Raw genomic sequence first — 23452 nt, 5'->3', positions numbered from 1 at the left:
GAGGTGTAGCTCTTGGCTAAAATAAGAGTGGAAAACGTAAGTAAAATTTTCGGAAAAAAAATTACACAAGCAGAAGAGCTTGTAAAGAAGGGAAAAAGTAAATCAACTATTTTAAAAGAAACAGGTGCAACTGTTGGTGTTTATGATGCAAGCTTTGAAGTAAAAGAAGGTGAAATCTTCGTTATTATGGGTTTATCAGGTAGTGGTAAATCAACACTTGTACGATTACTTAATCGTTTAATCGAACCAACAACAGGGCAAATTTACATTAACGATGCAGATGTATCGAAAATGAATAAAACACAATTACGACAAGTGCGAAGAAATTCAATTAATATGGTCTTTCAGAATTTTGGGTTATTCCCACATCAAACGATTTTAAAAAATACCGAATATGGATTAAAGGTTCGAGGGGTTCCAAAGGAAGAGCGTAAAGTCAAAGCTGAAAAAGCACTTGAGAACGCGGGACTCATTGATTTCAAAGATCAATATCCAAAGCAATTATCCGGTGGTATGCAGCAACGTGTAGGTCTTGCACGGGCACTCGCAAACGATGCCGAAATTGTTCTAATGGATGAAGCCTTTTCAGCCCTCGACCCTTTAATACGGAAAGAGATGCAAGATGAGTTGTTAGAACTTCAACAAAATATGAAGAAGACAATTATCTTTATTACGCATGATTTGAATGAAGCACTACGCATTGGTGACCGAATCGCCATTATGAAAGATGGACAAATCATTCAAATCGGTACGGGTGAAGAAATTCTAACAAATCCAGCTGATGAATATGTAAGTAGCTTCATTGAAGACATCGACCGTTCTAAAGTATTAACAGCTGAAAACATCATGGTGAAACCAGTAACGATTAATCCGGCACATGATGGACCAAAAATGGCATTAAAACGTATGAAAGATGAACAAGTGAGTATGGTATTAGCAGTGACACCGCCAAAACAATTAGTTGGCTACATAACTGCAGACGACGCATTACGTTGTGCAAAAGAAGGCCAAACAAATTTAATCAATTGTGTACAACAAGATATTTTAACAGTGCCACACGATTTACTATTAGAAGAAGTGTTGCCAATTATTTCAGACTCAAAAACACCAGTAGCTGTTATGAAAAATGATCAGCTAGTTGGGGTTCTTATTCGCGGTGTAGTGATTGAAGCTCTCGCAAAAGAAACATCTGCGGAGGTGACGGCACATGAATAATTTACTCGATCAAATTCCGATGATGCCACTTGCAAAATGGACGAATAATGCAATGGATTATATTACGGAACACGGACAAGGTTTCTTTGATGCAATTCAAGAGAATACAGAAAGCATGATGCTTGCCGTTACAGATTTCTTACTTATGGTTCCAGCAATTGTATTTATTTTATTAGTTGCAGTATTAGCATTTTTTGCAACGAAGAAAAAACTCGGTTTAACGATTTTCGCAGTACTTGGTTTACTGTTTATTTATAACCAAGGATTATGGAGTGACTTAATGAATACGGTCACGCTTGTACTATTTGCGAGTTTAATTTCGATTATTATCGGGATTCCTGTTGGTATTTGTATGTCAAAAAGTAGAGTATTTGAAAGTATTATGAAGCCGGTTTTAGACTTCATGCAAACAATGCCAGGTTTTGTGTACTTAATTCCAGCTGTTGCATTCTTCGGTATTGGTTTAGTACCAGGGGTGTTTGCTTCCATTATTTTCTCAATCCCACCAACGATTCGTTTTACGAATTTAGGGATTCAGCAAGTACCAAAAGAATTAATTGAGGCATCAGAATCTTTCGGTAGTACAGGACCACAGAAATTATTCAACGTAGAACTACCATTAGCAAAATCAACAATTATGGCTGGTGTAAACCAAACGGTTATGCTATCGCTATCAATGGTTGTTATTGCATCGATGATTGGTGCAGAAGGTTTAGGTCAAAAAGTATTAACAGCTGTACAAAGAGCAGACGTTGGACCAGGTTTTGTAGCTGGTTTAGCACTTGTTATTTTTGCAATCTTAATTGATCGTTTAACACAAAGTTTCAATACTAAAAAAGGGTAGGGTGAATTAGATGAAATTTTCAAAAACAATGAAAGCAGCAGGACTAGCTTTAGGTCTTGGTCTATCAGCAGTCCTTGCTGGATGCGGTAACTCTTCAAGTTCAGATAAGTCAGATCCAACTGTTGAACTTGCATATGTAGAATGGGATACAGAAGTAGCTTCAACAAATGTTATTGCTGAAGTTTTAAAAGAAGAAGGCATTAAAGTCAAAACAACTTCACTTGATAATGCAGTGATGTGGGAAGCTGTCGCAAATAACAAAGCAGATGCAATGGTAGCTGGATGGCTACCACATACACATGGTGCGCAATATGATAAGTATAAAGACCAAGTAGAGGATTTAGGTGTTAACTTAAAAGGTGCTAAAATTGGTTTAGTTGTACCAGATTATATGAAGGTTGATTCAATTGAAGATTTAAAAGACCAAGCGAAAAAAGAAATCACAGGTATTGAGCCAGGAGCAGGCATCATGGGTGCTACAGAAAAGGCTTTAAAAGATTATAAAAACTTAAGTGATTGGAAACTAAAACAATCTTCTTCAGGTGCGATGACTGTAGCACTTGGTCAAGCTATCAAGAAGAAAGAAGATATCGTTATTACAGGATGGGCACCACACTGGATGTTCCAAAAATATGATTTAAAATTCTTAAAAGATACGAAAAAAGTATATGGTGGCGAAGAACAAATTCATACATTCGCTTCTAAAAAGCTAAAAGAGAAATCACCAGATGCTTATAAAATTTTGAAAAACTTTAACTGGACAACAGATGATATCGAATCAGTTATGTTAGATATTCATGATGGTACACCACCAGAACAAGCTGCAAAAACTTGGATTAAAGAAAACCAAACAAAAGTAGCAGAGTGGACAAAATAATCGTGTAATAAATAAATCCTATGTAGTGAACATATGAAAGTTCACGCATAGGATTTTTTACATTAAAAAACGAGGTCTACGCACGGTAAGACCTCGTTTTTAATCAATTAACCACGTCCGCCCATTGGCTCTGAAGCACGTTGATTAAATATGGAAATATGATCTAATTTTTTTGTTTTTGTTGGACCAACAAATTTCAGCGTATTTTTTCCGACTTTATAATTTAAAATCGTATCTTTACCATTATAGGTTGTTGATGAGGGCTTACCACCAATAGCTATAATATCTGAAAATGTAATATCCGATAGTTTAAATGAACTGTCAGGTGCTACGAAAGTACGCACATCATAAACACGATCTCCGCGCCCAATGGCAAAAGCATAGGTTACTTTTCCTTTCTTTTTATATTCAATATAATTCGTATTATTAGAGAATGTTGTAGCGGGTTTTCCCCATTTCTTTGTAATGTCTTCATAAACCGATTTTCCACTCTCAAATGGAACACCTTCTGTCATACCATTTTTCGCTGTTTTGAATTGGTTTTGTAAAAAATCACGTAAGATAGGTTTTACCGTGTCTTTTGATTTTGTTTCGATTTTTTTAGAAGAAGTAGATGTTACAGTAGTGTCTTCTTTTTTACTAGCCTCTGTTTGTACATCTTCTGTTTGTACATCTTCTGCTTGTACATCTTCTGTTTTCGCTGTCGTGTTTTCAGCTGCCTGTGTTTTCGGCACTTCCTTTTCAGGAGTTGCTTCTGGCTCTCCGCAAGCAACAAGTAGCAGTGAAGAAGCTGCAAGTAAACTAGCTAGTTTTGTATAAGTTTTCATCGAATCTCCTCCTTTTAATCGTTTATATTCTCTATTAAATTATACCAAATAAAAAGAATACAACTACTACAAATAGCAGCAAAAATTGTTAAGAAGTTTCAATATTTGTTATCTTTTTGTTATATTCATAAAATAAAGAGATAGAATGGTCAAAGTATAAAACCCGAAATTGCAATATATGGCGCAATTTCGGGTTTTAAAATTTATTGTACTTCTTTTAAACGAGGTTCTACAACAGAAGAAGCATCTACTGTTTTTAAGTTTGTAATATATTGAATGAATGCATCTGTATCTAAACCAAGATCATCAATTACTTTTGCTTCTTTAAATGTAGGGAATTGGTCACCGCCACCTACTAAGAAGTCATTGATTACTGCTTTATATGTTTTCGCTTCATCAATCTTTTCGCCATTTACGAATACATCAACTACTGCTTTATCTTTATATGTGTATGTTAAACCAGAAACTTCTAAACCATATCCACCTGTAAATTGATTATTAATTGCAGATTTAACTTGAGCGCCTGTTAATTCAACGATTTTTAAAATGTTACCGAAAGGTTGAACGCCTTGTGCAGCGCCACGTGAAATTACAAATGAATCGCCAGAAGCAGTTGCATCTAAGTCAGAGCGAACGCCACCAGAGTTTGTGAAAGCAAAGTCAACTGAAGCATCTTTTGCTTTTGCAAATGCTAACTGTCCATCTGTTACAAGATTCCCTACAGGTGAGCCGCCTAGTGGGTAGGCTACACGTTCACGTGAGATTTTTGCTGCATTCATATTTGCGATTGGTTGGTCCATCACTTTCCCAACAATACCTTTTGCTTCTTGAATAATACCATTTACTTTTTTAGATACTTTATTTTTCATAATTGTTGTTTCTGTTTGTGTGTAGTTATATTTAATTTTAGCTGCTGGTGTCTTCATAAAGTCTTTTGTTTTTGAACTTAGTGTACCTGTTACAACTGAATAAGCAGATGCATAGTTATAGGCTTCAACTACACGAACACCTTTGTACGTTCCGTTAGCATAGCCATGATTATGACCAGCAAAAACAACATCAATTGAGTTCGATGGATCAAGTTTGTTTGCTGTTTTTAACATATCAATTACATCGCCTGTTAAACGTGAATTTTCTTGTGTTTCAATAGAAGAATTTGCTTCTTTATCGACTTCGACAGACGAGTGAGCGACAACGGCGATTGCTTTTACGCCTTGTTTACGTAATTCTTTTGTATATTTTGCAACAGCTTGACCAGGGTCCACTACATCAATATCTTTTGTATGTTGTGCTAAAACGACTTCTTTAATACGTGGTGTTACAATGCCGATGAAGCCGACTTTTACACCGCCGATTGTTTTAACTGTATAAGGTTTGAAGCCTTTAACTAATTTTTTTGTCTTTTTATCAACTACATTTGCTGAAAGAATCTCCATTTTAGAAGTTGTTTGTTTATAATCTTTTACGAATTCATAGTTTTGTGTTACACCTTTGATGGGTTTTTTACCTTTCCAAATACGTTGGAATTCGTCTAAACCTTCATCGAATTCATGGTTTCCAAGTGCCCCAATCGAGAAATTCATTGCATTTAAAATATTCATTGTTGGTTCATCTTGTAAAAGACTTGAGATAGCAGGAGAGCCACCTACTGTATCACCAGCATGAATTGAAAGTGAATTAGAAGTTGTTGATTTCAACTTATTTGCTTTTGCAAAAGCAGCTTTTTCTTGCTCAAAGTTATACGCTAAAGAAGCCATCCCACCGACTGGCGTACCTACACTATCTTTTTTGTTATTCCCGTCAATATAACCATGTAAGTCGTTCATACTTAAAAGTTGTACAGGGATTTTTTTCTCTACTACTTTTTTACTTGTTGTTTTAGCTGTTGCATTGATTCCTGCACCGAAAGAAAATGGTACGGCAGTTAGTAATGCAGCAACGCTTAATGAAGTAATAATCTTCGATTTAAACATCATTTCGCCACCCCTTAAAATAGAATTGTTTCCTCCTAAATATAAGAATTACATCCTGAAATAGCAATATATTATTGAATTATTCTATTTAACAGAAAATAAAGATTATTTAGATATTGTCATAAAAATACAATAAGTATAAATTGAAAATAATCTAAAAGTAATAAGTCAGACATTAGACGTTAGTCATTTGAACATCTACTAGCAAGTGATTAATTAAGAAGTCTATAGTAAAAAAATAAATTTAAACAAAATAAAAAAACTAGTAATGAATGTGGAAAAACACATCCTTTACTAGTTGAAATGTATTTAAAATGAATGAATATTTCTGTATAGCCCGACTACTTTACCTAAAATCGATACATTTTGAACAATAATTGGTTCCATTGAAGAATTCTCAGGTTGCAAACGGAAATAGCCGTCTTCTTTATAGAAACGTTTTACCGTTGCTTCGTCGTCTTCAGTCATTGCCACAACGATCTCACCGTTATTTGCAGAAGACTGTTGTTTCACAATGACATAGTCGCCATCTAGAATACCTGCTTCAATCATCGACTCACCCATAATTTCTAGCATAAAAATATGGTCATCAGATGTACCATATGTATGTGGAATTGGGAAGTACTCTTCAATATTTTCAATTGCTGTGATGGGCATACCTGCTGTTACTTTACCAAGAAGTGGAACATGCATCACACCTTGTTTTGTAGCCGTAGTCGATTCAAAGGGATTTAAAATTTCAATTGCACGAGGTTTCGTTTTATCACGACGGATATAACCCTTACTTTCTAAACGTTCTAAATGCCCATGTACAGTTGAACTGGAAGCTAATCCAACAGCCAATCCAATCTCACGCACAGAAGGCGGATAACCCTTACTTTGTACCTCATCTTTAATAAAATTTAAAATCGCTTCTTGACGCTTTGAAAGTTTTGTTTTTTTCAATGCAGTATTCACAACCTTCACCTCAACTTCCTACTATATTTTGTATTTTGAGTATAACATCGTAGAAAATCAAATGCAAACAATTGTTCTGAAAAAACCGTTGACAAAAACAAGTGTTCGAGTTTATGATGGGAACAAACATTCTAGTAAAAAGTTGGAAGGGGAAATTCAGATGAAGTGGATCAAAAATAATGTGATGGTGATTTGTTTTTCGGTAGTTGTATTATTGTTTGTTGGTAATGTTGTGCGTGATACAATAGCGAAGACGCATGTAACTGAAATTCGAATTACAGAAGGTGATACATTATGGTCTTTAGCTCAAAAATATAGCGGAGATATGAAACCACAAAAATGGATGAACCAAGTTATTAATGAAAACAATTTAGTTGATGGGCAAATTATGGCGGGAGAGAAATTAACCGTACCGATTACCAATCATGAATTACAACAAATAGAATTAGCGAGTGATCAATAATGAAATCAAAAAAAGCTGTGGCTTACTGTCGCGTAAGTACAGAAAAAGAAACACAAGACCAGTCTTTAGAGAGACAAAGAATTGAATTAACTGCCTATGCTAAAGAAAAAGGGTACACATTAGATTGTATTTTTGAAGACCGCCATAGTGGTTATGATATTGAGCGTGAAGGATTATTAGAATTGTTAGATTTCTTAAAACAATATCCGCAATCTGCTCTATTTATTCAAGATGAGACACGTATTGGACGTGGGAATGGTCGAATGGCTGTTTTACATCTTTTACAAAAATACGATACAACGATTTATTCTATGTCATCAGATGGTGAAATGAAATTAAACGATATGGATTCGATGTTACTGGAGATTTTAGCAATTGTAGAGGAGTACCAACGCAAAATACATAATGCAAAAATCAAACGAGGGATGCGTCGTGCTGTTGAAAATGGCTATCGTCCAGAATTAAATATTAGTAATCGTGGTAATCCAGAAGGACGCGAAAGAATTGATGTGCCACTTGACCAGATTGTTGCATTAAGAAAAAAAGGGCTTACTTATGAAGAAATAGCTGCTACGTTAAAGATTGCCGGTTTTCATGTGAGTAAAGCAACTGTGCATCGTCGTTATACAGAGTATGTGCAAGAACAACAAAATCAATAGAATTTTTTCTTTAAAATGTCTTTTTAAGTCTTTAAATCGTTATTTTTAAGCTTTTTTCAGGATTTTTGAGCTGAATACTTGCTAAATTGCTGTATTTTTCATACCTTTAATGTAGTGACTAGGTCGAAAGGATGAAAATTATGCTATCAAAAGAAAAACTAGCGCGTATTAGTGAATTATCAAAAAAGAAAAAAGCAGGTACATTAACTGTTGAAGAAGCAAAAGAACAGACGGCACTGCGCCAAGAATATTTAGATACATTCCGTAAAACAATGCGTAATACGATCGAAAACGTTCGTATTTTCGATCCAAATGGTGAAGAAGTAACGCCAGATAAAATTCGTGAAAAGCAAAAAACAAACGGACGTCTAAATTAACAAGTAAAAACGCACACAATTATGACGAAAATCCACAATTGTGTGCGTTTTTTCATGGATAATCGTCTAACGTCAATTATAACCATTGTTTTATAGTCGATTCTTGACTAAACTAGAGATAGTAATACATTTTGTATAGAAGAAAGGATGTCAACTTTAATGACGCAACAAGCAGATCAGTTAGCAATTAATGCGATTCGTACTTTATCAATTGATGCAATTGAAAAAGCAAATTCAGGACACCCAGGTTTACCAATGGGCGCAGCACCAATGGCGTACACGCTATGGACAAAACAACTACAACATAATCCTCAAAATCCATCATGGTTCAACCGTGATCGTTTTATCCTTTCAGCGGGTCATGGCTCAATGCTTTTATATAGCCTACTTCACTTAGGTGGTTACGGCTTACCAATGGAAGAAATTAAAAACTTCCGTCAATGGGGTTCTTTGACACCAGGTCACCCTGAATTTGGACATACAGTCGGTGTAGAAGCTACTACAGGTCCATTAGGTCAAGGTATTTCAATGGCAGTAGGTATGGCAATGGCTGAATCTCATTTAGCAGCAGTATATAACAAACCAGAACACAATATTATCAATCACTATACATACGTGTTATGTGGTGATGGTGATTTAATGGAAGGTGTTTCTGCCGAAGCTGCGTCATTAGCAGGTCATCTACAATTAGAAAAATTAATCGTATTATACGATAGTAACGATATTTCATTAGATGGTGATTTAAACAAATCATTCTCAGATGATACAGCTGCACGTTATAAATCATATGGTTGGAACTACTTATTAGTAGAAGACGGTACAGATGTGGCAGCAATCAATCAAGCAATCGAAAATGCAAAAACATCAAATAAACCAACATTAATTGAGATTAAAACAATTATTGGTCATGGTTCACCGAATAAATCGGGTAAATCAGATTCTCACGGTGCACCATTAGGTACAGAAGAAGTTGCATTAACAAAAGCGAATTACGACTGGACATATGAGCCATTCGAAATTCCAGAAGAAGTATATGAAACATTCAAGGAAGCAGCTGAAACACATGGTGTAAAAGCAGAAGCAGCTTGGAATGATGCGTTTGCAGCATATAAAGTAGAATTCCCAGAATTAGCAGCTCAATTAGAGAAAGCAATCAAAGGTGAATTCCCTGAAAACTTCGATGCAGAATTCCCAGTATATGAAGCAGGTAAATCAGTTGCGACACGTTCATCTTCTGGTGATATGATTAATGCAATTGCTAAAACTGTTCCTTCATTCTTCGGTGGTAGTGCCGATTTAGCTGGTTCAAACAAAACAACAATCAAAGGTGCTGGTGATTTCTCAGCACATGACCGCGCTGGTCGTAACATTTGGTTTGGTGTACGTGAATTTGCAATGGGCGCAGCATTAAACGGTATGGCACTTCATGGTGGATTGAACGTCTTCGGTGGTACGTTCTTCGTATTCTCTGATTATGTACGTCCAGCAGTTCGTCTGTCTGCATTAATGGGATTACCTGTAACATATGTATTCACACATGACTCAGTAGCTGTTGGTGAAGATGGTCCAACACACGAACCAATCGAGCATTTAGCCGCTTTACGTGCAATGCCGAATTTATCAGTAATTCGTCCAGCAGATGCAAATGAATCAGTAGCAGCTTGGAAGTTAGCATTAACTTCTAAAAACCGTCCAACTGCACTTGTTTTATCACGTCAAAACCTACCTGTTCTTGATGTAGATCAAACTGTATTACATGCAGGTGTTGAAAAAGGTGCTTACGTTGTAGCGAAAGCTTCAAAAGAAGTAGCAGATGCATTATTAATCGCAACAGGTTCAGAAGTGCAACTAGCAGTAGCTGCAAAAGAAGCATTAGCAAAAGAAGGTATTGAAGTATCTGTTATCTCAATGCCTGATACAGCACGCTTTGATGAGCAAGATGCTGCATACAAAGAATCTGTATTACCAAAAGCAGTAACAAAACGACTTGCAATCGAAATGGCTTCATCATTCGGTTGGCATAAATATACTGGTTTCGAAGGTGATGTTCTTGCAATCGATACATTCGGCGCAAGTGCACCTGGAGATACAGTGATTGAAAAATACGGTTTCACAGTTGAAAATGTTGTTGCGAAAGTGAAAGCATTATTTAATTAATCCGTACACAATAAAATCCCGAAATGTTTGACGTTTCGGGGTTTTTTTATTCAACAAACGATTTCTCATATGTAGCATAATTAATTAATTTTTTATGAAATCTACGACAAATGTAGATAGGCTATGTTTTTTATTGTATAATCCTTCATGGAGAGTATTATCTCGTATGTGAAAATAGAGGAGGAACACAAGTGAGTACAGGTCTTGCCATTACATTCATCATCCTTGCGTTAATCGTTGGTCTTGTGGGTGGATTTTTCATCGCACGCCAATACATGATGAAGTATTTAAAAGAAAACCCGCCAATCAACGAAGATATGCTTCGTATGATGATGACTCAAATGGGACGCAAACCATCTGAGAAACAGGTTCGCCAAGTGATGAGCCAAATGAGTAAAGCAACAGATAAAATGGATAAAAAGAAGAAATAATTTATTCGTTAAGATAAACCAAAAAAGTGAGGCCTCATTAGTAGGTCTCACTTTTTGTATGTTATGCAGGTTGAATAATACGTGTGCGACGTTTCTTCTGTGGGAATTGATAATCTTGTGGTAAATAACTAATATGAAAGTCTACTAAAAATTTAATAATTTCTTTTTCATAATCAAAAGGTTGTTCATTAAATGATTGCGCATGCTCACCTTTTTCGAATAACACAAGTCGTGTATTTTCAGGTTTTGCCGCATGTAGCGCTTCTGACATTGTATGTGGAATATACGTATCTTCTAAACTATGAATATATAAAATCGGTTTTGAAATCTTTTGAACAGCTTCAATCGGTGCGACTTCACGCAGTGTATAACCATCACGTTTTTGAATAAAGAAGTCAGCTAATTTTACCGCGTAAGCAGTTTTAATCGGTGTATCGCGCATGAGTACATGGTGGAGTTGTTTTTCAAATGTTGAGAATGCGCAATCTGCAATAATAAAATCAAATAATGTATCATCTAATCCACCATATTGAAGAGTTGTAGCAGCACCCATTGATTCACCTTGAATTCCTAACAGCGCATCATGTGTCATCTGTGAACGAACAGCTTCTACAACAGCTTGTAAATCATACTTTTCATAAAAGCCATAACTTGTCGTTTTGCCATCTGTTTTTCCGTGGCGCCGTTGATCGTAAACAATAATATTATAACCGAGACGAGCAAATACTTGTGCGTATTTTAAGGAATTGATATGTGTTTCAGTTACTCCGTGTAAAATAATGATTGTATTAAGACTTGTCGTACTCTGAATTTTATGGCATGTAATGGGGTAACCATTTGGTGATTGTACAATGAAACTTTCTTTAGCTACATGTGTAAACCAGTCTTCATCAAGCCGATTGGATTGTACTTCGCGATTCCAGATGAACTGCTCATCTTTTTGTTTCATATACATAACACGATTGGAAATGGTATAGCCAAGGGCAGCGATGGAAGCGCTCGCAGCACTTGCAACTACAGAAGCAAGTAAAGGCCATTTCTTTTTCAAATTCATCACCTCATGTTCATCATAATTAAATATATTAAAAAAATCCATAGCCATTTCAAAACCTTACAAATGATTTACTTTCTGCTAAAATAAATATAAATCAAATACGAGGTGACAGAAATGGCGAAAAAGAAAAAACAAATGACTCAACCGAAGTCGACTTCAGATGACGGATTGACATTAAAAGATCAATTAAATGCAGATGTCTTAAGTCAATTAAAGTTAGCGAAACAAAGCTTAGTTGCACAAGAAAAAGAACAAGAAGAAGAGCGTCGTGCAAAAGCGCTATTTGAGAAAAAACAACGCGAGAAAAATATGAGTTTTGAAGAATTGTTAGAACAATACGGCGATCAAGGTTCAAAATTTTAATCGTACATTTTTAAAACAGACACTATCAGTGCAATTCCCATAAATAAGAGAATCTAAACAAAAAACTGAAGCCGCGACACAGCGCGATTTCAGTTTTTTTAATCTTTATATATTTTTTCAGCCATACATTTATTTCATACGATGTTCTTCGTATCGATTTGCTTTTGTCATGTTCATCCATTGTTCTAAAACATCCTGTGAAGCAGGATGATGATAAGCGTCGATAATTTCATATAATTGTGGCAAACTGCTAACACCTAAAACTGTACTCGCAATGACATCTTGTTTTAAATTATAGCCAATGGCACCGTTTAACATATAATCTGTAGATTGTTCAAGTTGTTTCAGTGTATGTGCTAATTCTTCTTTTGAATAGTCTAGAAAACCATTGTCTGTCATTCGTTGTTCCCATTCATTTGTTAAAAGACCTTTCGCAATTGTACCACGTGAAATAACCGATATACGTCGTTCTTTCATCCACTCAAACCATTCCTCAGGACGACGGTCTAATGCGCTATATTGCATCATGATAGCGCTTGGACGACCCATTGTTGCCATTTGTTCAATAACATTTGGGCGAATAGAAGAAATACCATATTGACGAATGACGCCTTCACGTTTTAAATCCTCAAATGCTTCTGCAATTTCTTCGAAGTTATCTTCTAATGTTCCACCATGTAGCTGATATAAATCGATATAGTCTGTACCTAAACGGACGAGGCTTTTCTTAACGGCCTCCATGATATATTTTTTTGACGCATCCCAATGCCAGCTGTCACCAGAAGCATCCCATACGTTTCCGACCTTTGTTGAAATGATAACATCTTGGCGTTTTTTACGTAAAATATCTCCTACAATAATTTCGTTACGTCCATGATTATATAAGTCTGCTGTATCAAAAAAGTTAATGCCAGCGTCTACTGCTGCGTCAATGATATTACGCGCCTCTTGTAATTCCATCGGTAGTGACATGCAACCTAAACTTAATTCTGACACGCGTAAATCACTTGGACCTAAGTTTCTATACTCCATATATAACGCCTCCTCATACTTAATGGTACAATGTAAGTGGAAAAATAATCAATCTTAAAAGCATGGAGTGAATAAGATGAACAAAAAATTTGAAGAAGTAACGATTTCATCTGAAACAATTTATGAAGGACGCATTATTGATGTAAAAAAAGATCAAGTACGTCTGCCAAATGGAAAAAATGGAACGCGCGAATTAGTGAAACACCCTGGAGCAGTAGGTATTATTCCAATTACAGCAGATGATCGTTTAATTGTTGTTGAACAATATCGCAAGCCTTTAGAGCGTAGTATTGTTGAAATTCCAGCTGGTAAACTAGAGCCGGGTGAAGAACCAGCCATAACAGCAGTTCGAGAATTAGAAGAAGAAACTGGGTATGGCGCGCATGACTTTACGTATCTTCAAACGATTGCAACATCACCAGGCTTTGCAGATGAAGTCATTCACCTCTATATTGCAAAAGACTTATATAAAATCGAGCAACCGGCAAGTCCAGATGAAGATGAATTTGTCGAATTAATGGACATTTCTTTAGAAGAAGCAGAAGAAATGATGCAAGATGGTCGAATTTATGATGCGAAAACAGTCATTGCTGTCATGTGGATGCGTCAAAATATGTCGGTAAACAAATAAATTTGTATAGATGAAGTAAAAAAGGTTTTCTTTTTGAGAAAATATGTTTATCATAGTTGCTGTGAACAATATTCTCAATTGACTTGTTATTTAATAATAATTATTATAAAAAGATAGTCATTCCATTTAAATTCCACTATTTGTTGTCAATCAAACATGGGTTTTGGTATAATGTGAATAGTTTAGGAGGGCGTCACTATGGAAAGCCGTATAGATCGAATAAAGAAGCAATTGCATGGTGCGAGCTATAAACTGACGCCACAACGTGAGGCGACAGTGCGCGTACTACTAGAGAACGAAGAAGATCATCTGAGTGCTGAAGATGTCTATTTATTAGTAAAAGAAAAAGCGCCAGAGATTGGTTTAGCAACAGTGTATCGTACACTTGAGTTGTTAACAGAATTAAAAATTGTCGATAAAATTAATTTTGGTGATGGTGTATCACGCTACGATTTACGCCAAGAAGGTGCTGCACATTTCCACCACCATCTTGTATGTATCGAGTGTGGTGCAGTCGATGAAATCCAAGAAGATTTATTAGAAGATGTGGAAGCAATTGTTGAAAAGCGTTGGAATTTCCAAGTGAAAGACCACCGTTTAACATTCCACGGGATTTGCTGGCGTTGTTCAAGTAAAAAAGATCAATCACCAAATGACCAAAACTAGAAGGGTTGTCCCTAAAGTTTAAAAAGCAGCTTAAATCAATTACTTGATTCTAAACTGCGCGCTTAAACTGATGTGGACAGCCTTTTTTCTATCTTGAATAGAGAAGGAGAGAAAACGATGAATCCAGAAGTACGAGATGCAGTAGAAGAATACATACACTTTTTACGTGTAGAGAGACAACTTGCGCAGAATACATTAACATCGTATGACAAAGATATTCGGGCATATGTCCATTCGATTTTTGAAAAGCAACAATTAGCAACTTTTGATGAAATTGAGCGGTATCATATTTTACAACATTTAAAAGTACTGCAAGAAGACGGGAAAACAGCGCGTACGATTTCACGACATATTTCATCTATTCGTTCATTCCATCAGTTTTTATTGCGTGAAAAACGCTGTCAACAAGACCCGACAGTTCATTTGGAGATGCCGAAATTAGAACAGAAGTTACCACAGATTCTATCAATTGAAGAAGTCGACAGATTGATGGAAGCGCCGAATACACAAAAGCCAGCAGGTAAAAGAGACCGCGCAATGTTAGAGCTTTTATACGCTACAGGTATGCGCATAAGTGAATGTATTGAGTTGAATGTAGAAGATGTCCATCTTTCTATGGGGTTCATTCGTGTATTTGGCAAGGGAGGAAAGGAACGTATTATTCCACTTGGACGAGCAGCGATTGAAACATGTACGGTTTACATTAATCAAGCTAGACGTGAATTAGAAAGTACAAAAGGACGAAGTGAAGCGTTATTTTTGAATCAGAGAGGGAACAGATTAACAAGGCAGGGCGTATGGAAATTGTTAAAAGGCTATGCACAAAAAGCACATATTCAGCATGAATTAACACCACATATTTTACGACATTCATTTGCGACTCATCTAATTGAGAATGGCGCAGATTTGCGTGCTGTACAAGAATTATTAGGTCATGCGGATATTTCAACAACACAAATTTATACGCATGTCAGTAAAACACGTCTATCTGATGTCTATAAACAATACCATCCGCGTGCATAAATTTTAAAATGTCAGATGTCTGACGTTTATTTTTCTAAAAAATTTGTTAAAATAAAGAAGAACAATCAACGACTGACTTTTTTCGGGAATCAGTAATGAAATCGATTGTAGGAGGAACTAAAAATGAAACCATTTAAACGTATACATTTAATTGTGATGGACTCAGTAGGTATTGGTGAGGCACCAGATGCAGCTGCTTTTAACGATGTAGGTGCAGATACACTTGGACATATTGCAGAGGAAATGAACGGGCTGAATATGCCACATATGGAGAGCTTAGGCTATTCAAATATTCGTCGTATGATTGACTTAGAGCCACTTAAAGGCATTCAAGAAGTTGAAAAACCAAAAGCTTACTATGGTCGCATGCAAGAAGCCTCTGTAGGAAAAGATACAATGACAGGTCACTGGGAGATTATGGGTTTAAATATCGACAAACCTTTTAAAGTTTATCCAGAAGGCTTCCCACAAGAATTATTAGATGAGTTAGAAGAAAAAACAGGTCGTAAAGTATTATGTAATCAACCATACAGTGGTACAGCAGTTATTGAGGACTTTGGTAAAGAACATATGGAGACGGGCGCTCTGATTGTTTATACATCAGCAGATCCAGTATTACAAATTGCAGCACATGAAGATATTGTGCCGCTAGAAGAACTATATAAAATTTGTGAAATTGCACGTGAGATTACAAAACGCCCTGAGTACTTAGTCGGTCGTGTCATTGCGCGTCCATTCGTAGGCGAGCCAGGAAACTTTACACGTACTGCAAATCGTCACGACTATGCCCTAACACCATTCGGTCGTACAGTAATGAATGAGATGAAGGATGCGGGGCTTGATGTCATCGCGATCGGTAAAATCTCAGATATTTATAACGGTGAAGGTGTAACGGAAGCGATTCGTACGAAAAGTAATATGGACGGAATGGATCAATTAGTCAATGTCATGAAACGTGATTTCCACGGACTATCATTCGTCAACTTAGTAGATTTTGATGCAAACTTTGGTCACCGTCGTGACCCACAAGGTTATGGTGAAGCACTAGAAGCGTTTGATGCGCGCTTACCAGAAGTATTTGAAAATATGCATGAAGATGATTTACTACTAATTACAGCAGACCACGGGAATGATCCAACATTTGAAGGAACAGACCATACGCGTGAATATGTGCCTTTAATTGCGTACTCACCACGCTTTAAAGAAGGTAAAGCGCTTGACCACATGCAAACTTTTGCAAGTCTTGGTGCGACAGTTGCAGATAATTTTGATGTGAAGTTACCAGAGTACGGTGAAAGTTTCTTATCCCAATTGAAATAAGGAAGGACAGACGTATATGCATATTTTAGATGTCATTGAAAAAAAGAAAAACAATCAACCTTTAACAAAAGAAGATATTCAATTTTTTATTGATGGTTATGTCAATGATACAATTGAAGATTATCAAGCATCTGCTTTACTAATGGCAATTCGTATTAATGGTTTAGATTTTGAGGAAACATTAGCATTAACGAATGCGATGCTACATTCAGGTGACATTATTGATCTATCTGCTATTGATGGTTATAAAGTCGATAAACATTCAACAGGTGGCGTTGGCGATAAGGTGACACTAATTGTTGCGCCGATTGTTGCCGCATTAGGTGTAAAAGTAGCGAAGTTATCGGGTCGCGGTCTTGGTATTACGGGCGGTACACTTGATAAATTAGAAGCGATTGATGGTGTAAGTATTGATTTAACAGAAGAACAATTTTTAAATCAAGTGAATGAGATTGGTTTTGCGTTAGCAGGACAAACACAAAACTTAGTACCAGCAGACAAAAAGCTCTATGCATTACGTGATGTGACAGGTACAGTCGATTCACTGCCACTGATTGCAAGTTCTATCATGAGTAAAAAGTTAGCAAGTGGTGCTGATGGTATGGTACTTGATGTGAAGTATGGTTCAGGTGCATTTTGTAAAACGAAAGAAGTCGCAACTGAGTTAGCTAAAATTATGATTCAAATTGCAGAAGGCTCGGATAAATCAATCGTGACGGTATTATCTTCAATGGATAATCCATTAGGTCGTGCAATTGGGAATAAAAACGAAGTAAAAGAAGCATATGATTTATTAAAAAATCCAGATGAAGCAGATCCAAATCTTTTAAATACAAGTATTGAAGTATCTGCTTATATGTATGAAATCGCAACGAAGAAAACACATGAAGAAGCAAAGCAAGCTGTACTCGATGTGCTACATTCAGGTGAACCAGTGAAGAAGTTTGAAGAGATGGTGAGAGCGCAGCGCTTGAACGATTCAAATGAAGAAATTGATTTGAACTTTGAACCAGCATATCGTGTAGCTGTAAAAGCGCCGAAAGAAGCGCATGGCTATATTGAAAAAATTGATGCACAAACAATTGGACAAATTTCATTAGATTTAGGTGCAGGTCGTCATACAAAAGCAGATGAGCTCGATTACTTTGCAGGTGTAGAATTACACAAAGTAAAAGGTGACGCTGTAAAGCCAGATGATGTCGTGATGGAACTGTATGCAAGTAAACCAATTGATGAAGCATTTGCAGTGCGTGCACAACAGGCAATCACGTATAGTGAGCAGCCAGTCGATGCAATTGATGCGAAAAGTGTTTTGAAAAGTAAAGATTTAAGTCAATAATTGAAAACATCTTGAGGTTTAAAAAATCTCAAGATGTTTTTTTGTCTTTTAAGAAGAATTTTAAAATAAAAACGTTTTCATAGAAAAACAATGATTGGCACAATTCCCCATCCTATGATAAAGTTTTTAATAAAGAAAATTCCGACCATTCACACAATGGCGGGTTCAGGGGGATTTGACATGCATTTATATGGCACACAAGCAGTAAATGAAAAAGGGCATTTAACAATTGGGGGAGTCGATACAACAGAACTAGCCGCTACATACGGAACACCACAATTTGTATACGATCTAGCGCTATTTAGAGAACGTGCGCGTGGTTTTGTAGATACATTTGAAAAAGCAGGTGTGAAAGCACAGGTAGCCTATGCTTCAAAAGCTTTCTCATCAGTAGCGATTTATCAAGTGGCTGCACAGGAAGGTTTATCGGTGGATGTCGTGTCAGGTGGAGAACTATATACAGCTTTAAAAGCTGGATTCCCAAGTGCTAAAATCCATTTCCATGGCAATAACAAATCACTAGAGGAATTACATCAAGCATTCGATTCAAAAATCGGTTGTATCGTCATTGATAACTTCTATGAAATTGAACAATTAAAAGAATTAGCAACAGTAAAGCAACAGAAGATGGATGTATTAATTCGTGTAACACCAGGTGTTGAAGCACATACACATGATTTTATTACAACAGGTCAAGCTGATTCGAAATTCGGATTTGACTTAAGTAATGGTCAAGCAGATGAAGCTTTTCAACAGCTTTATCAACATGACTTCCTTCAATTAAAAGGCATGCACTGTCATATTGGCTCGCAAATCTTTGAAACAGAAGCATTTAGCTTAGCTGCACAAAAAGTAGTAGCGAAAATGGCTGAGTGGGAAAAAACAACAGGATTCAAAGCGACAGTATTAAATCTTGGTGGTGGATTCGGTATTCGTTACACAGAAGAAGATGCACCTCTTGAGCCAGCTGTTTATGTAGATGATATGATTCAAGCTGTGAAAAAAGAAGCAGCGGCACACGAAGTCGCTTTACCTGAAATTTGGATCGAACCAGGTCGTTCATTAGTAGGAGATGCTGGAACGACACTTTACACAATTGGTTCAAGTAAAGTAGTACCAGATGTACGCAACTATATCGCAATCGATGGTGGCATGAGTGATAACATTCGTCCAGCATTATATGATGCAAAATATGAAGGTGTACTTGCAAATAAGATGAATGAAAAAGCAGATACGGTTTATACAATTGCAGGAAAGTTATGTGAATCAGGCGATAAAATTATCGAAGATTTAAAATTACCAAAAGCAGAAGCACATGATTTACTTGCGACATTCTGTACAGGTGCTTATGGTTATGCGATGGCAAGTAATTATAATCGTATGCCGCGTCCAGCAGTTGTTTTCGTTGAAAATGGCCAACATCAATTAGTTGTAAAAAGAGAAACAATGGAAGATTTAGTGAAATTAGATTTACCATTCACGCTAGGTGAATAATTCTGTTTTATCCTAAAAAATGGCAAAAAAGTTGCGAGATAGTAAAATTTCGTGTAGTATAGCCAAGTATATAGTTTAGGTTTAAAAAAAGAGGGATTATAATCTATGTTAAATCGATATAAAAAAACATACGAAAAAATCGCAATGGGGCTACTTTCTTTTATGCCAGATGAAAAAGATTTAAAAGTATTGCAACAAACGATTCAAAAGTATGATACCGAACAAGATTGGGAATTATATTTGTATAAGCTAGATGCCGACTATATTGGTTTAATCGGTGTGGAACGATTCGATACAGAATTGATTGTCCGTCATATCTCAGTTGACCCTTCTCATAGAGGAGAAGGAATTGGGACAACGATGGTACAAGAGTTAGCAGAGCAAAATCCTACTTGTCGTGTAAGTGCTTGTCAATTGACTAAGCCATTTATCGAAAAATGTCTTCATACAAAAGAAGAAGCAGACATTCACGTATAATGTCTGCTTCTTTTCATGTTTAGCGTTGTTTTGTAGCGAGTGCCAACTCACGCGCTTCAATGACTTCTGTTCGGTCACGTAAGCAGTGTTTATTCAGTAAATAGTCTGGGTCAATTACAGGAAGCTGTTCTATCTCATTTTGAACCATTTCTTTTAATAGATGATCGGTTATACCAATTGAAAAAGTTTCAAAACGAGCACCTTCAGTAATAGCAAGTCTTGTCTGTTCAATTTGATGTAGCAAGTCATCATAGTCGATTTTTTCAGCGAAAGGCGTAGTTCGTGCTGCATGCAATAACGCATGACTTCGTACCAATAACGTTTTCGCACCGCGGCTATTTCCTCGGCGCCAATGATATAAACCCGTCGCAAGTTGAATATAACCTACAAGTGGATGTTTACGCTCTCTTTCTGCAATCTCCTTCCAATAATCTTCTAATACTTCATGGCATTCAAAAAAATCTTGATTCCCGTTGAAATATGTGAGAAATTGGACGAATGCAGGATGGTTCATCGGGTGCATTTTATTCACCTTTCCTCTATACTAAATTTGATATGAATGTTAGGTGGTTATCATATGTCTTATGAAGTGAAAGTAGAGGCCTTTGAAGGACCTCTCGATTTATTATTACACTTAATTCATCGTTTGGAAATTGATATATATGATATTCCAATGCGTGAGATTACAGCTCAGTATATGGAACATATTCGTGCAATGCAAGTACTTGAATTAAATGAAGCAAGTGAATATTTAGTGATGGCAGCAACATTGCTTGAAATTAAAAGTAAAATGCTCTTGCCTGTTCATGAAGGTGAACTTGATGAAATTGATATCGACGATGATTTTACCGATCCTCGTGACGAATTAGTGGCAAAACTGATTGAATATCGCAAATATAAGGAAGCTGCTTTAAAATTAAAAGAAAAAGAAGAAGAACGCGTTCAAATTTATACGCGTCCACCAAGTGACCTATCCGACTATATGCAAGATGAACAGATGCAATTATTTGATACAAGTGTGAACGTTTATGATTTAGTCGCGGCTTTTCAAAAAATGTTACGTCGAAAACGTTTAAAAGCACCACTAAGTACACGAGTAGCTAAACAAGGTGTATCGATTCGACAACAAATGCAGTCGATTGTGGAACGACTAAAACAAGCAAAACAACCGCTTGATTTTTATGATTTATTTGAATCAGATGATAAACCGACGCTTGTTTTAACGTTTTTATCACTACTTGAATTAATGAAGCGTCAAATGGTCATGGTGGAACAACAACAAAATTTTGAACAACTATTTGTCATTTTAAAAGAAGGAGATGTCGATGATGCAACATTCGAATCCATTGATGAGTAAAATTGAAAGTCTTCTCTTTGTCATTGGTGAAGATGGCTTAACTATTTCACAACTAAGCCAATTAACAGAGTCGACAGAACAAGAATTAACAGAAGCACTTCAATTCATGATGAATCAATATGAATTAGATGCTTCAAGAGGAATTACATTAAAAGAGATTGCAGGTACATATCAACTCGTATCGAAGCTTGAAAATGTCGAAGTGATTGAAAAGTTGGTTGAAAATCCACCAGCACAATCACTTTCGCAAGCAGCGCTCGAAGTGTTAGCGATTGTTGCTTATAAACAGCCCATTCCTCGCGTTGAAGTAGAAGAATTACGTGGTGTAAAGTGTGAACGTGCACTGCACACGCTTAATCAAAAAGGACTTATTCAAGAAGTAGGTCGTGTCGAGGGAACAGGTCGCGCCATTTTATATGGTACGACGAAAGAGTTCCTAAATTACTTTGGTCTAAAAAATATAGAGGAATTACCTCCTTTAGAAGAACAAGATCAACTACCGGAAGATGGACAAGATTTATTCATGTCAAAATTCCAAGAAGCTTTTTTAGAAGAAGAAAATCAATCATAAAATATAAACAAAATCAGGATGAATTCCTATGAGGTGAATAGAATGGAAAGACTACAAAAAGTAATTGCACACGCAGGTGTTGCATCAAGAAGAAAAGCAGAACAACTAATTTTAGAAGGTAAAGTAAAAGTGAACGGTGTCGTTGTACGTGAACTAGGTACAAAAGTGACAAGCTCAGACCAAGTAGAAGTTGAAAACGTAAAAATCGAATCAGAGAAAAAAGTATATTATTTACTATATAAACCACGTGGTGTCATCTCAGCTGTATCAGATGATCGTGGCCGTAAAACAGTTGTCGATTTATTCCCAGAAGTAGAAGAACGTATCTTCCCAGTCGGTCGTCTAGATTACGATACATCGGGTGTTCTGTTATTAACGAATGATGGGGATTTTGCGAATAAATTAACGCACCCTCGTTATAACATTGATAAGACATATGTAGCAAAAATTAAAGGTGTTTTACGTCGCGAAGAAATTCGCCAATTAGAAAAAGGCGTGATGCTAGAAGATGGGAAAACAGCTCCTGCTCGCGTACGTGTTATTTCTTCAGATGTAAAATTAGATAAATCAATTGTCGCAATTACAATCCACGAAGGACGCAACCGTCAAGTTCGTCGTATGTTTGAAGCAGTAGGGCACCCTGTAAGTAAATTAAAGCGTGAAGAATTTGCATTCTTAACACCAATTGGTCTAAATGCAGGGGAATCACGTGAATTAACAGCACATGAAGTAAAGCAACTTCGCGTGTTAGCTGAAACAGGTAAAATCGGGTAATCATCAATTCGTCTATAAGGAGGTAATGGAATAAATGCAACGAAAGAGAAAAAGATTATTCATTCGTTCCATTATTTTAGCCGTCCTCGTAGCAGCAATTGGTTATACAGTGTATGTCACCGCTACGGGTGGTTCAAAAAAAGTCGTCAAAGAAGGCGACCAAGCACCAAACTTCGTATTAACAGATTTAAACGGGAAAAAACATCAACTGTCTGATTATAAAGGGCAGGGCGTTCTTCTGAATTTTTGGGGAACGTGGTGTCCTCCTTGTAAAAAAGAAATGCCTGCTTTAAATGAAGCGTATAAAGCATTTGAAGATAAGGGTGTCCAAGTAATTAGTATTAATATTGCGCAATCTGATTTTGAAGTACGTGATTTTGTGTCTTCTTATGGACTGGATTTTCCAATGACGATTGATCAGACAAAATCCGTTATGCGTGCGTACAATGTAGACCAATTACCTGCTACATTTTTAATTGATTCTAAGGGGAAAATTAAGCGCATTCTAACATATGGAATTACAGAAAAAGAATTTAAACAGTATATGGAGAGCATTCAACCTTAAATAAGG

At 36.4% G+C, this 23452-nt stretch carries 26 protein-coding genes; 20 read left to right on the top strand and 6 right to left on the bottom strand.

Translation table 11 applies throughout. The features are described 5' to 3' along the window. The first annotated feature begins 12 nt into the window (after positions 1 to 12). The 3 genes from ASO14_RS10050 to ASO14_RS10040 are packed head-to-tail and all read left to right on the top strand — an operon-like array spanning position 13 to position 2936. Positions 13 to 1215, top strand: coding sequence for a quaternary amine ABC transporter ATP-binding protein (locus ASO14_RS10050; protein WP_068454569.1), 1203 nt, complete (start codon positions 13 to 15; stop codon positions 1213 to 1215). Further along, on the top strand, positions 1208 to 2059 hold the full coding sequence (locus ASO14_RS10045) for an ABC transporter permease (protein ID WP_068454566.1): 852 nt from the start codon (positions 1208 to 1210) through the stop codon (positions 2057 to 2059). Before ASO14_RS10050 ends, ASO14_RS10045 begins: the two co-directional genes overlap by 8 nt. A gap of 10 nt (positions 2060 to 2069) precedes the next feature. Next, positions 2070 to 2936: a glycine betaine ABC transporter substrate-binding protein gene (locus ASO14_RS10040; RefSeq protein ID WP_082701453.1), complete on the top strand. Its 867-nt coding sequence runs from the start codon at positions 2070 to 2072 to the stop codon at positions 2934 to 2936. A 107-nt stretch (positions 2937 to 3043) separates the two neighbouring features. Here the strand turns inward: ASO14_RS10040 and ASO14_RS10035 are convergent, their stop codons facing one another. The 3 genes from ASO14_RS10035 to lexA all read right to left on the bottom strand — a co-directional run bounded on the left by ASO14_RS10035 (position 3044) and on the right by lexA (position 6693). Next, positions 3044 to 3763 (bottom strand): YjgB family protein, encoded by a 720-nt coding sequence (locus ASO14_RS10035; protein ID WP_068454563.1) that lies wholly within the window; start codon positions 3761 to 3763, stop codon positions 3044 to 3046. 203 nt (positions 3764 to 3966) lie between these two features. Continuing rightward, complete coding sequence (locus ASO14_RS10030) at positions 3967 to 5739, bottom strand: bifunctional metallophosphatase/5'-nucleotidase (RefSeq protein ID WP_231726949.1); 1773 nt, start codon at positions 5737 to 5739, stop codon at positions 3967 to 3969. 306 nt (positions 5740 to 6045) lie between these two features. Further along, positions 6046 to 6693: a transcriptional repressor LexA gene (lexA, locus tag ASO14_RS10025; protein WP_231727006.1), complete on the bottom strand. Its 648-nt coding sequence runs from the start codon at positions 6691 to 6693 to the stop codon at positions 6046 to 6048. Between the two features lie 160 nt (positions 6694 to 6853). On the opposite strand from lexA, the gene yneA reads away from it, so the two are divergent. From yneA to ASO14_RS10000, 5 genes are all read left to right on the top strand, one after another. Continuing rightward, positions 6854 to 7156: a cell division suppressor protein YneA gene (gene yneA / locus ASO14_RS10020; protein ID WP_068454557.1), complete on the top strand. Its 303-nt coding sequence runs from the start codon at positions 6854 to 6856 to the stop codon at positions 7154 to 7156. Continuing rightward, on the top strand, positions 7156 to 7815 hold the full coding sequence (locus ASO14_RS10015) for a YneB family resolvase-like protein (RefSeq protein WP_068454555.1): 660 nt from the start codon (positions 7156 to 7158) through the stop codon (positions 7813 to 7815). The genes yneA and ASO14_RS10015 overlap by 1 nt, the downstream gene beginning before the upstream one ends. Positions 7816 to 7955: 140 nt before the next feature. Next, the gene (locus ASO14_RS10010; protein ID WP_068454553.1) at positions 7956 to 8192 is read left to right on the top strand and encodes a DUF896 domain-containing protein; all 237 of its coding nucleotides are present in this window, start codon (positions 7956 to 7958) and stop codon (positions 8190 to 8192) included. A 159-nt stretch (positions 8193 to 8351) separates the two neighbouring features. Then, positions 8352 to 10349 (top strand): transketolase, encoded by a 1998-nt coding sequence (tkt, locus tag ASO14_RS10005; protein WP_068454551.1) that lies wholly within the window; start codon positions 8352 to 8354, stop codon positions 10347 to 10349. 191 nt (positions 10350 to 10540) lie between these two features. After that, a complete protein-coding gene (locus tag ASO14_RS10000; RefSeq protein WP_068454549.1) occupies positions 10541 to 10780 on the top strand; it encodes a YneF family protein in 240 nt (79 codons plus the stop codon). A gap of 61 nt (positions 10781 to 10841) precedes the next feature. Here ASO14_RS10000 and ASO14_RS09995 read toward each other — a convergent pair whose 3' ends face one another. Beyond that, on the bottom strand, positions 10842 to 11828 hold the full coding sequence (locus tag ASO14_RS09995; RefSeq protein ID WP_082701451.1) for an alpha/beta hydrolase: 987 nt from the start codon (positions 11826 to 11828) through the stop codon (positions 10842 to 10844). 120 nt (positions 11829 to 11948) lie between these two features. On the opposite strand from ASO14_RS09995, the gene ASO14_RS09990 reads away from it, so the two are divergent. Then, positions 11949 to 12197 carry a YqkE family protein gene (locus tag ASO14_RS09990; RefSeq protein ID WP_068454547.1) on the top strand — a complete coding sequence of 83 codons (249 nt, stop codon included), beginning with the start codon at positions 11949 to 11951 and terminating at the stop codon, positions 12195 to 12197. A gap of 129 nt (positions 12198 to 12326) precedes the next feature. On the opposite strand, the gene ASO14_RS09985 is transcribed toward ASO14_RS09990, so the two are convergent. Next, complete coding sequence (locus ASO14_RS09985) at positions 12327 to 13229, bottom strand: aldo/keto reductase (RefSeq protein WP_068454545.1); 903 nt, start codon at positions 13227 to 13229, stop codon at positions 12327 to 12329. 76 nt (positions 13230 to 13305) lie between these two features. Between ASO14_RS09985 and ASO14_RS09980 the strand changes: the two genes are divergently transcribed. The 7 genes from ASO14_RS09980 (at position 13306) to ASO14_RS09950 (ending at position 20179) form a co-directional block, all read left to right on the top strand. Next, positions 13306 to 13860, top strand: coding sequence for an NUDIX domain-containing protein (locus ASO14_RS09980; RefSeq protein ID WP_068454544.1), 555 nt, complete (start codon positions 13306 to 13308; stop codon positions 13858 to 13860). A 198-nt stretch (positions 13861 to 14058) separates the two neighbouring features. Then, positions 14059 to 14526: a ferric iron uptake transcriptional regulator gene (gene fur, locus ASO14_RS09975; protein ID WP_068454541.1), complete on the top strand. Its 468-nt coding sequence runs from the start codon at positions 14059 to 14061 to the stop codon at positions 14524 to 14526. A gap of 117 nt (positions 14527 to 14643) precedes the next feature. Then, positions 14644 to 15549 (top strand): site-specific tyrosine recombinase XerD, encoded by a 906-nt coding sequence (gene xerD / locus ASO14_RS09970; protein WP_068454538.1) that lies wholly within the window; start codon positions 14644 to 14646, stop codon positions 15547 to 15549. 123 nt (positions 15550 to 15672) lie between these two features. Further along, positions 15673 to 16869 carry a phosphopentomutase gene (deoB, locus tag ASO14_RS09965; protein WP_068454535.1) on the top strand — a complete coding sequence of 399 codons (1197 nt, stop codon included), beginning with the start codon at positions 15673 to 15675 and terminating at the stop codon, positions 16867 to 16869. Between the two features lie 16 nt (positions 16870 to 16885). Continuing rightward, the gene (locus ASO14_RS09960; protein WP_082701450.1) at positions 16886 to 18208 is read left to right on the top strand and encodes a thymidine phosphorylase; all 1323 of its coding nucleotides are present in this window, start codon (positions 16886 to 16888) and stop codon (positions 18206 to 18208) included. Positions 18209 to 18388: 180 nt separating this feature from the next. Further along, positions 18389 to 19702 carry a diaminopimelate decarboxylase gene (gene lysA, locus ASO14_RS09955; protein WP_068454533.1) on the top strand — a complete coding sequence of 438 codons (1314 nt, stop codon included), beginning with the start codon at positions 18389 to 18391 and terminating at the stop codon, positions 19700 to 19702. Between the two features lie 105 nt (positions 19703 to 19807). Continuing rightward, positions 19808 to 20179 (top strand): GNAT family N-acetyltransferase, encoded by a 372-nt coding sequence (locus ASO14_RS09950; protein ID WP_068454530.1) that lies wholly within the window; start codon positions 19808 to 19810, stop codon positions 20177 to 20179. A gap of 19 nt (positions 20180 to 20198) precedes the next feature. Here ASO14_RS09950 and ASO14_RS09945 read toward each other — a convergent pair whose 3' ends face one another. After that, positions 20199 to 20702 carry a DUF309 domain-containing protein gene (locus ASO14_RS09945; protein WP_068454526.1) on the bottom strand — a complete coding sequence of 168 codons (504 nt, stop codon included), beginning with the start codon at positions 20700 to 20702 and terminating at the stop codon, positions 20199 to 20201. Between the two features lie 54 nt (positions 20703 to 20756). Here ASO14_RS09945 and ASO14_RS09940 point away from each other — a divergent pair, with 54 nt between their 5' ends. Genes ASO14_RS09940 through resA form a run of 4 tightly spaced genes read left to right on the top strand, consistent with a single transcriptional unit; the run spans position 20757 to position 23446 of the window. Further along, complete coding sequence (locus tag ASO14_RS09940; protein WP_068454523.1) at positions 20757 to 21536, top strand: segregation/condensation protein A; 780 nt, start codon at positions 20757 to 20759, stop codon at positions 21534 to 21536. After that, the gene (scpB, locus tag ASO14_RS09935) at positions 21508 to 22107 is read left to right on the top strand and encodes an SMC-Scp complex subunit ScpB (RefSeq protein WP_068454519.1); all 600 of its coding nucleotides are present in this window, start codon (positions 21508 to 21510) and stop codon (positions 22105 to 22107) included. The genes ASO14_RS09940 and scpB overlap by 29 nt, the downstream gene beginning before the upstream one ends. A gap of 42 nt (positions 22108 to 22149) precedes the next feature. Beyond that, positions 22150 to 22881 carry a pseudouridine synthase gene (locus ASO14_RS09930; RefSeq protein WP_068454516.1) on the top strand — a complete coding sequence of 244 codons (732 nt, stop codon included), beginning with the start codon at positions 22150 to 22152 and terminating at the stop codon, positions 22879 to 22881. A 34-nt stretch (positions 22882 to 22915) separates the two neighbouring features. Then, positions 22916 to 23446 (top strand): thiol-disulfide oxidoreductase ResA, encoded by a 531-nt coding sequence (resA, locus tag ASO14_RS09925; RefSeq protein WP_068454513.1) that lies wholly within the window; start codon positions 22916 to 22918, stop codon positions 23444 to 23446. Positions 23447 to 23452: the final 6 nt, after the last annotated feature.

The organism is Kurthia sp. 11kri321 (genome assembly GCF_001534765.1).
GTDB lineage: Bacteria > Bacillota > Bacilli > Bacillales_A > Planococcaceae > Kurthia > Kurthia gibsonii.
The sequence above is the reverse complement of the archived record's forward strand: the minus strand, read 5'-3'. Positions and strand labels throughout refer to the sequence as shown.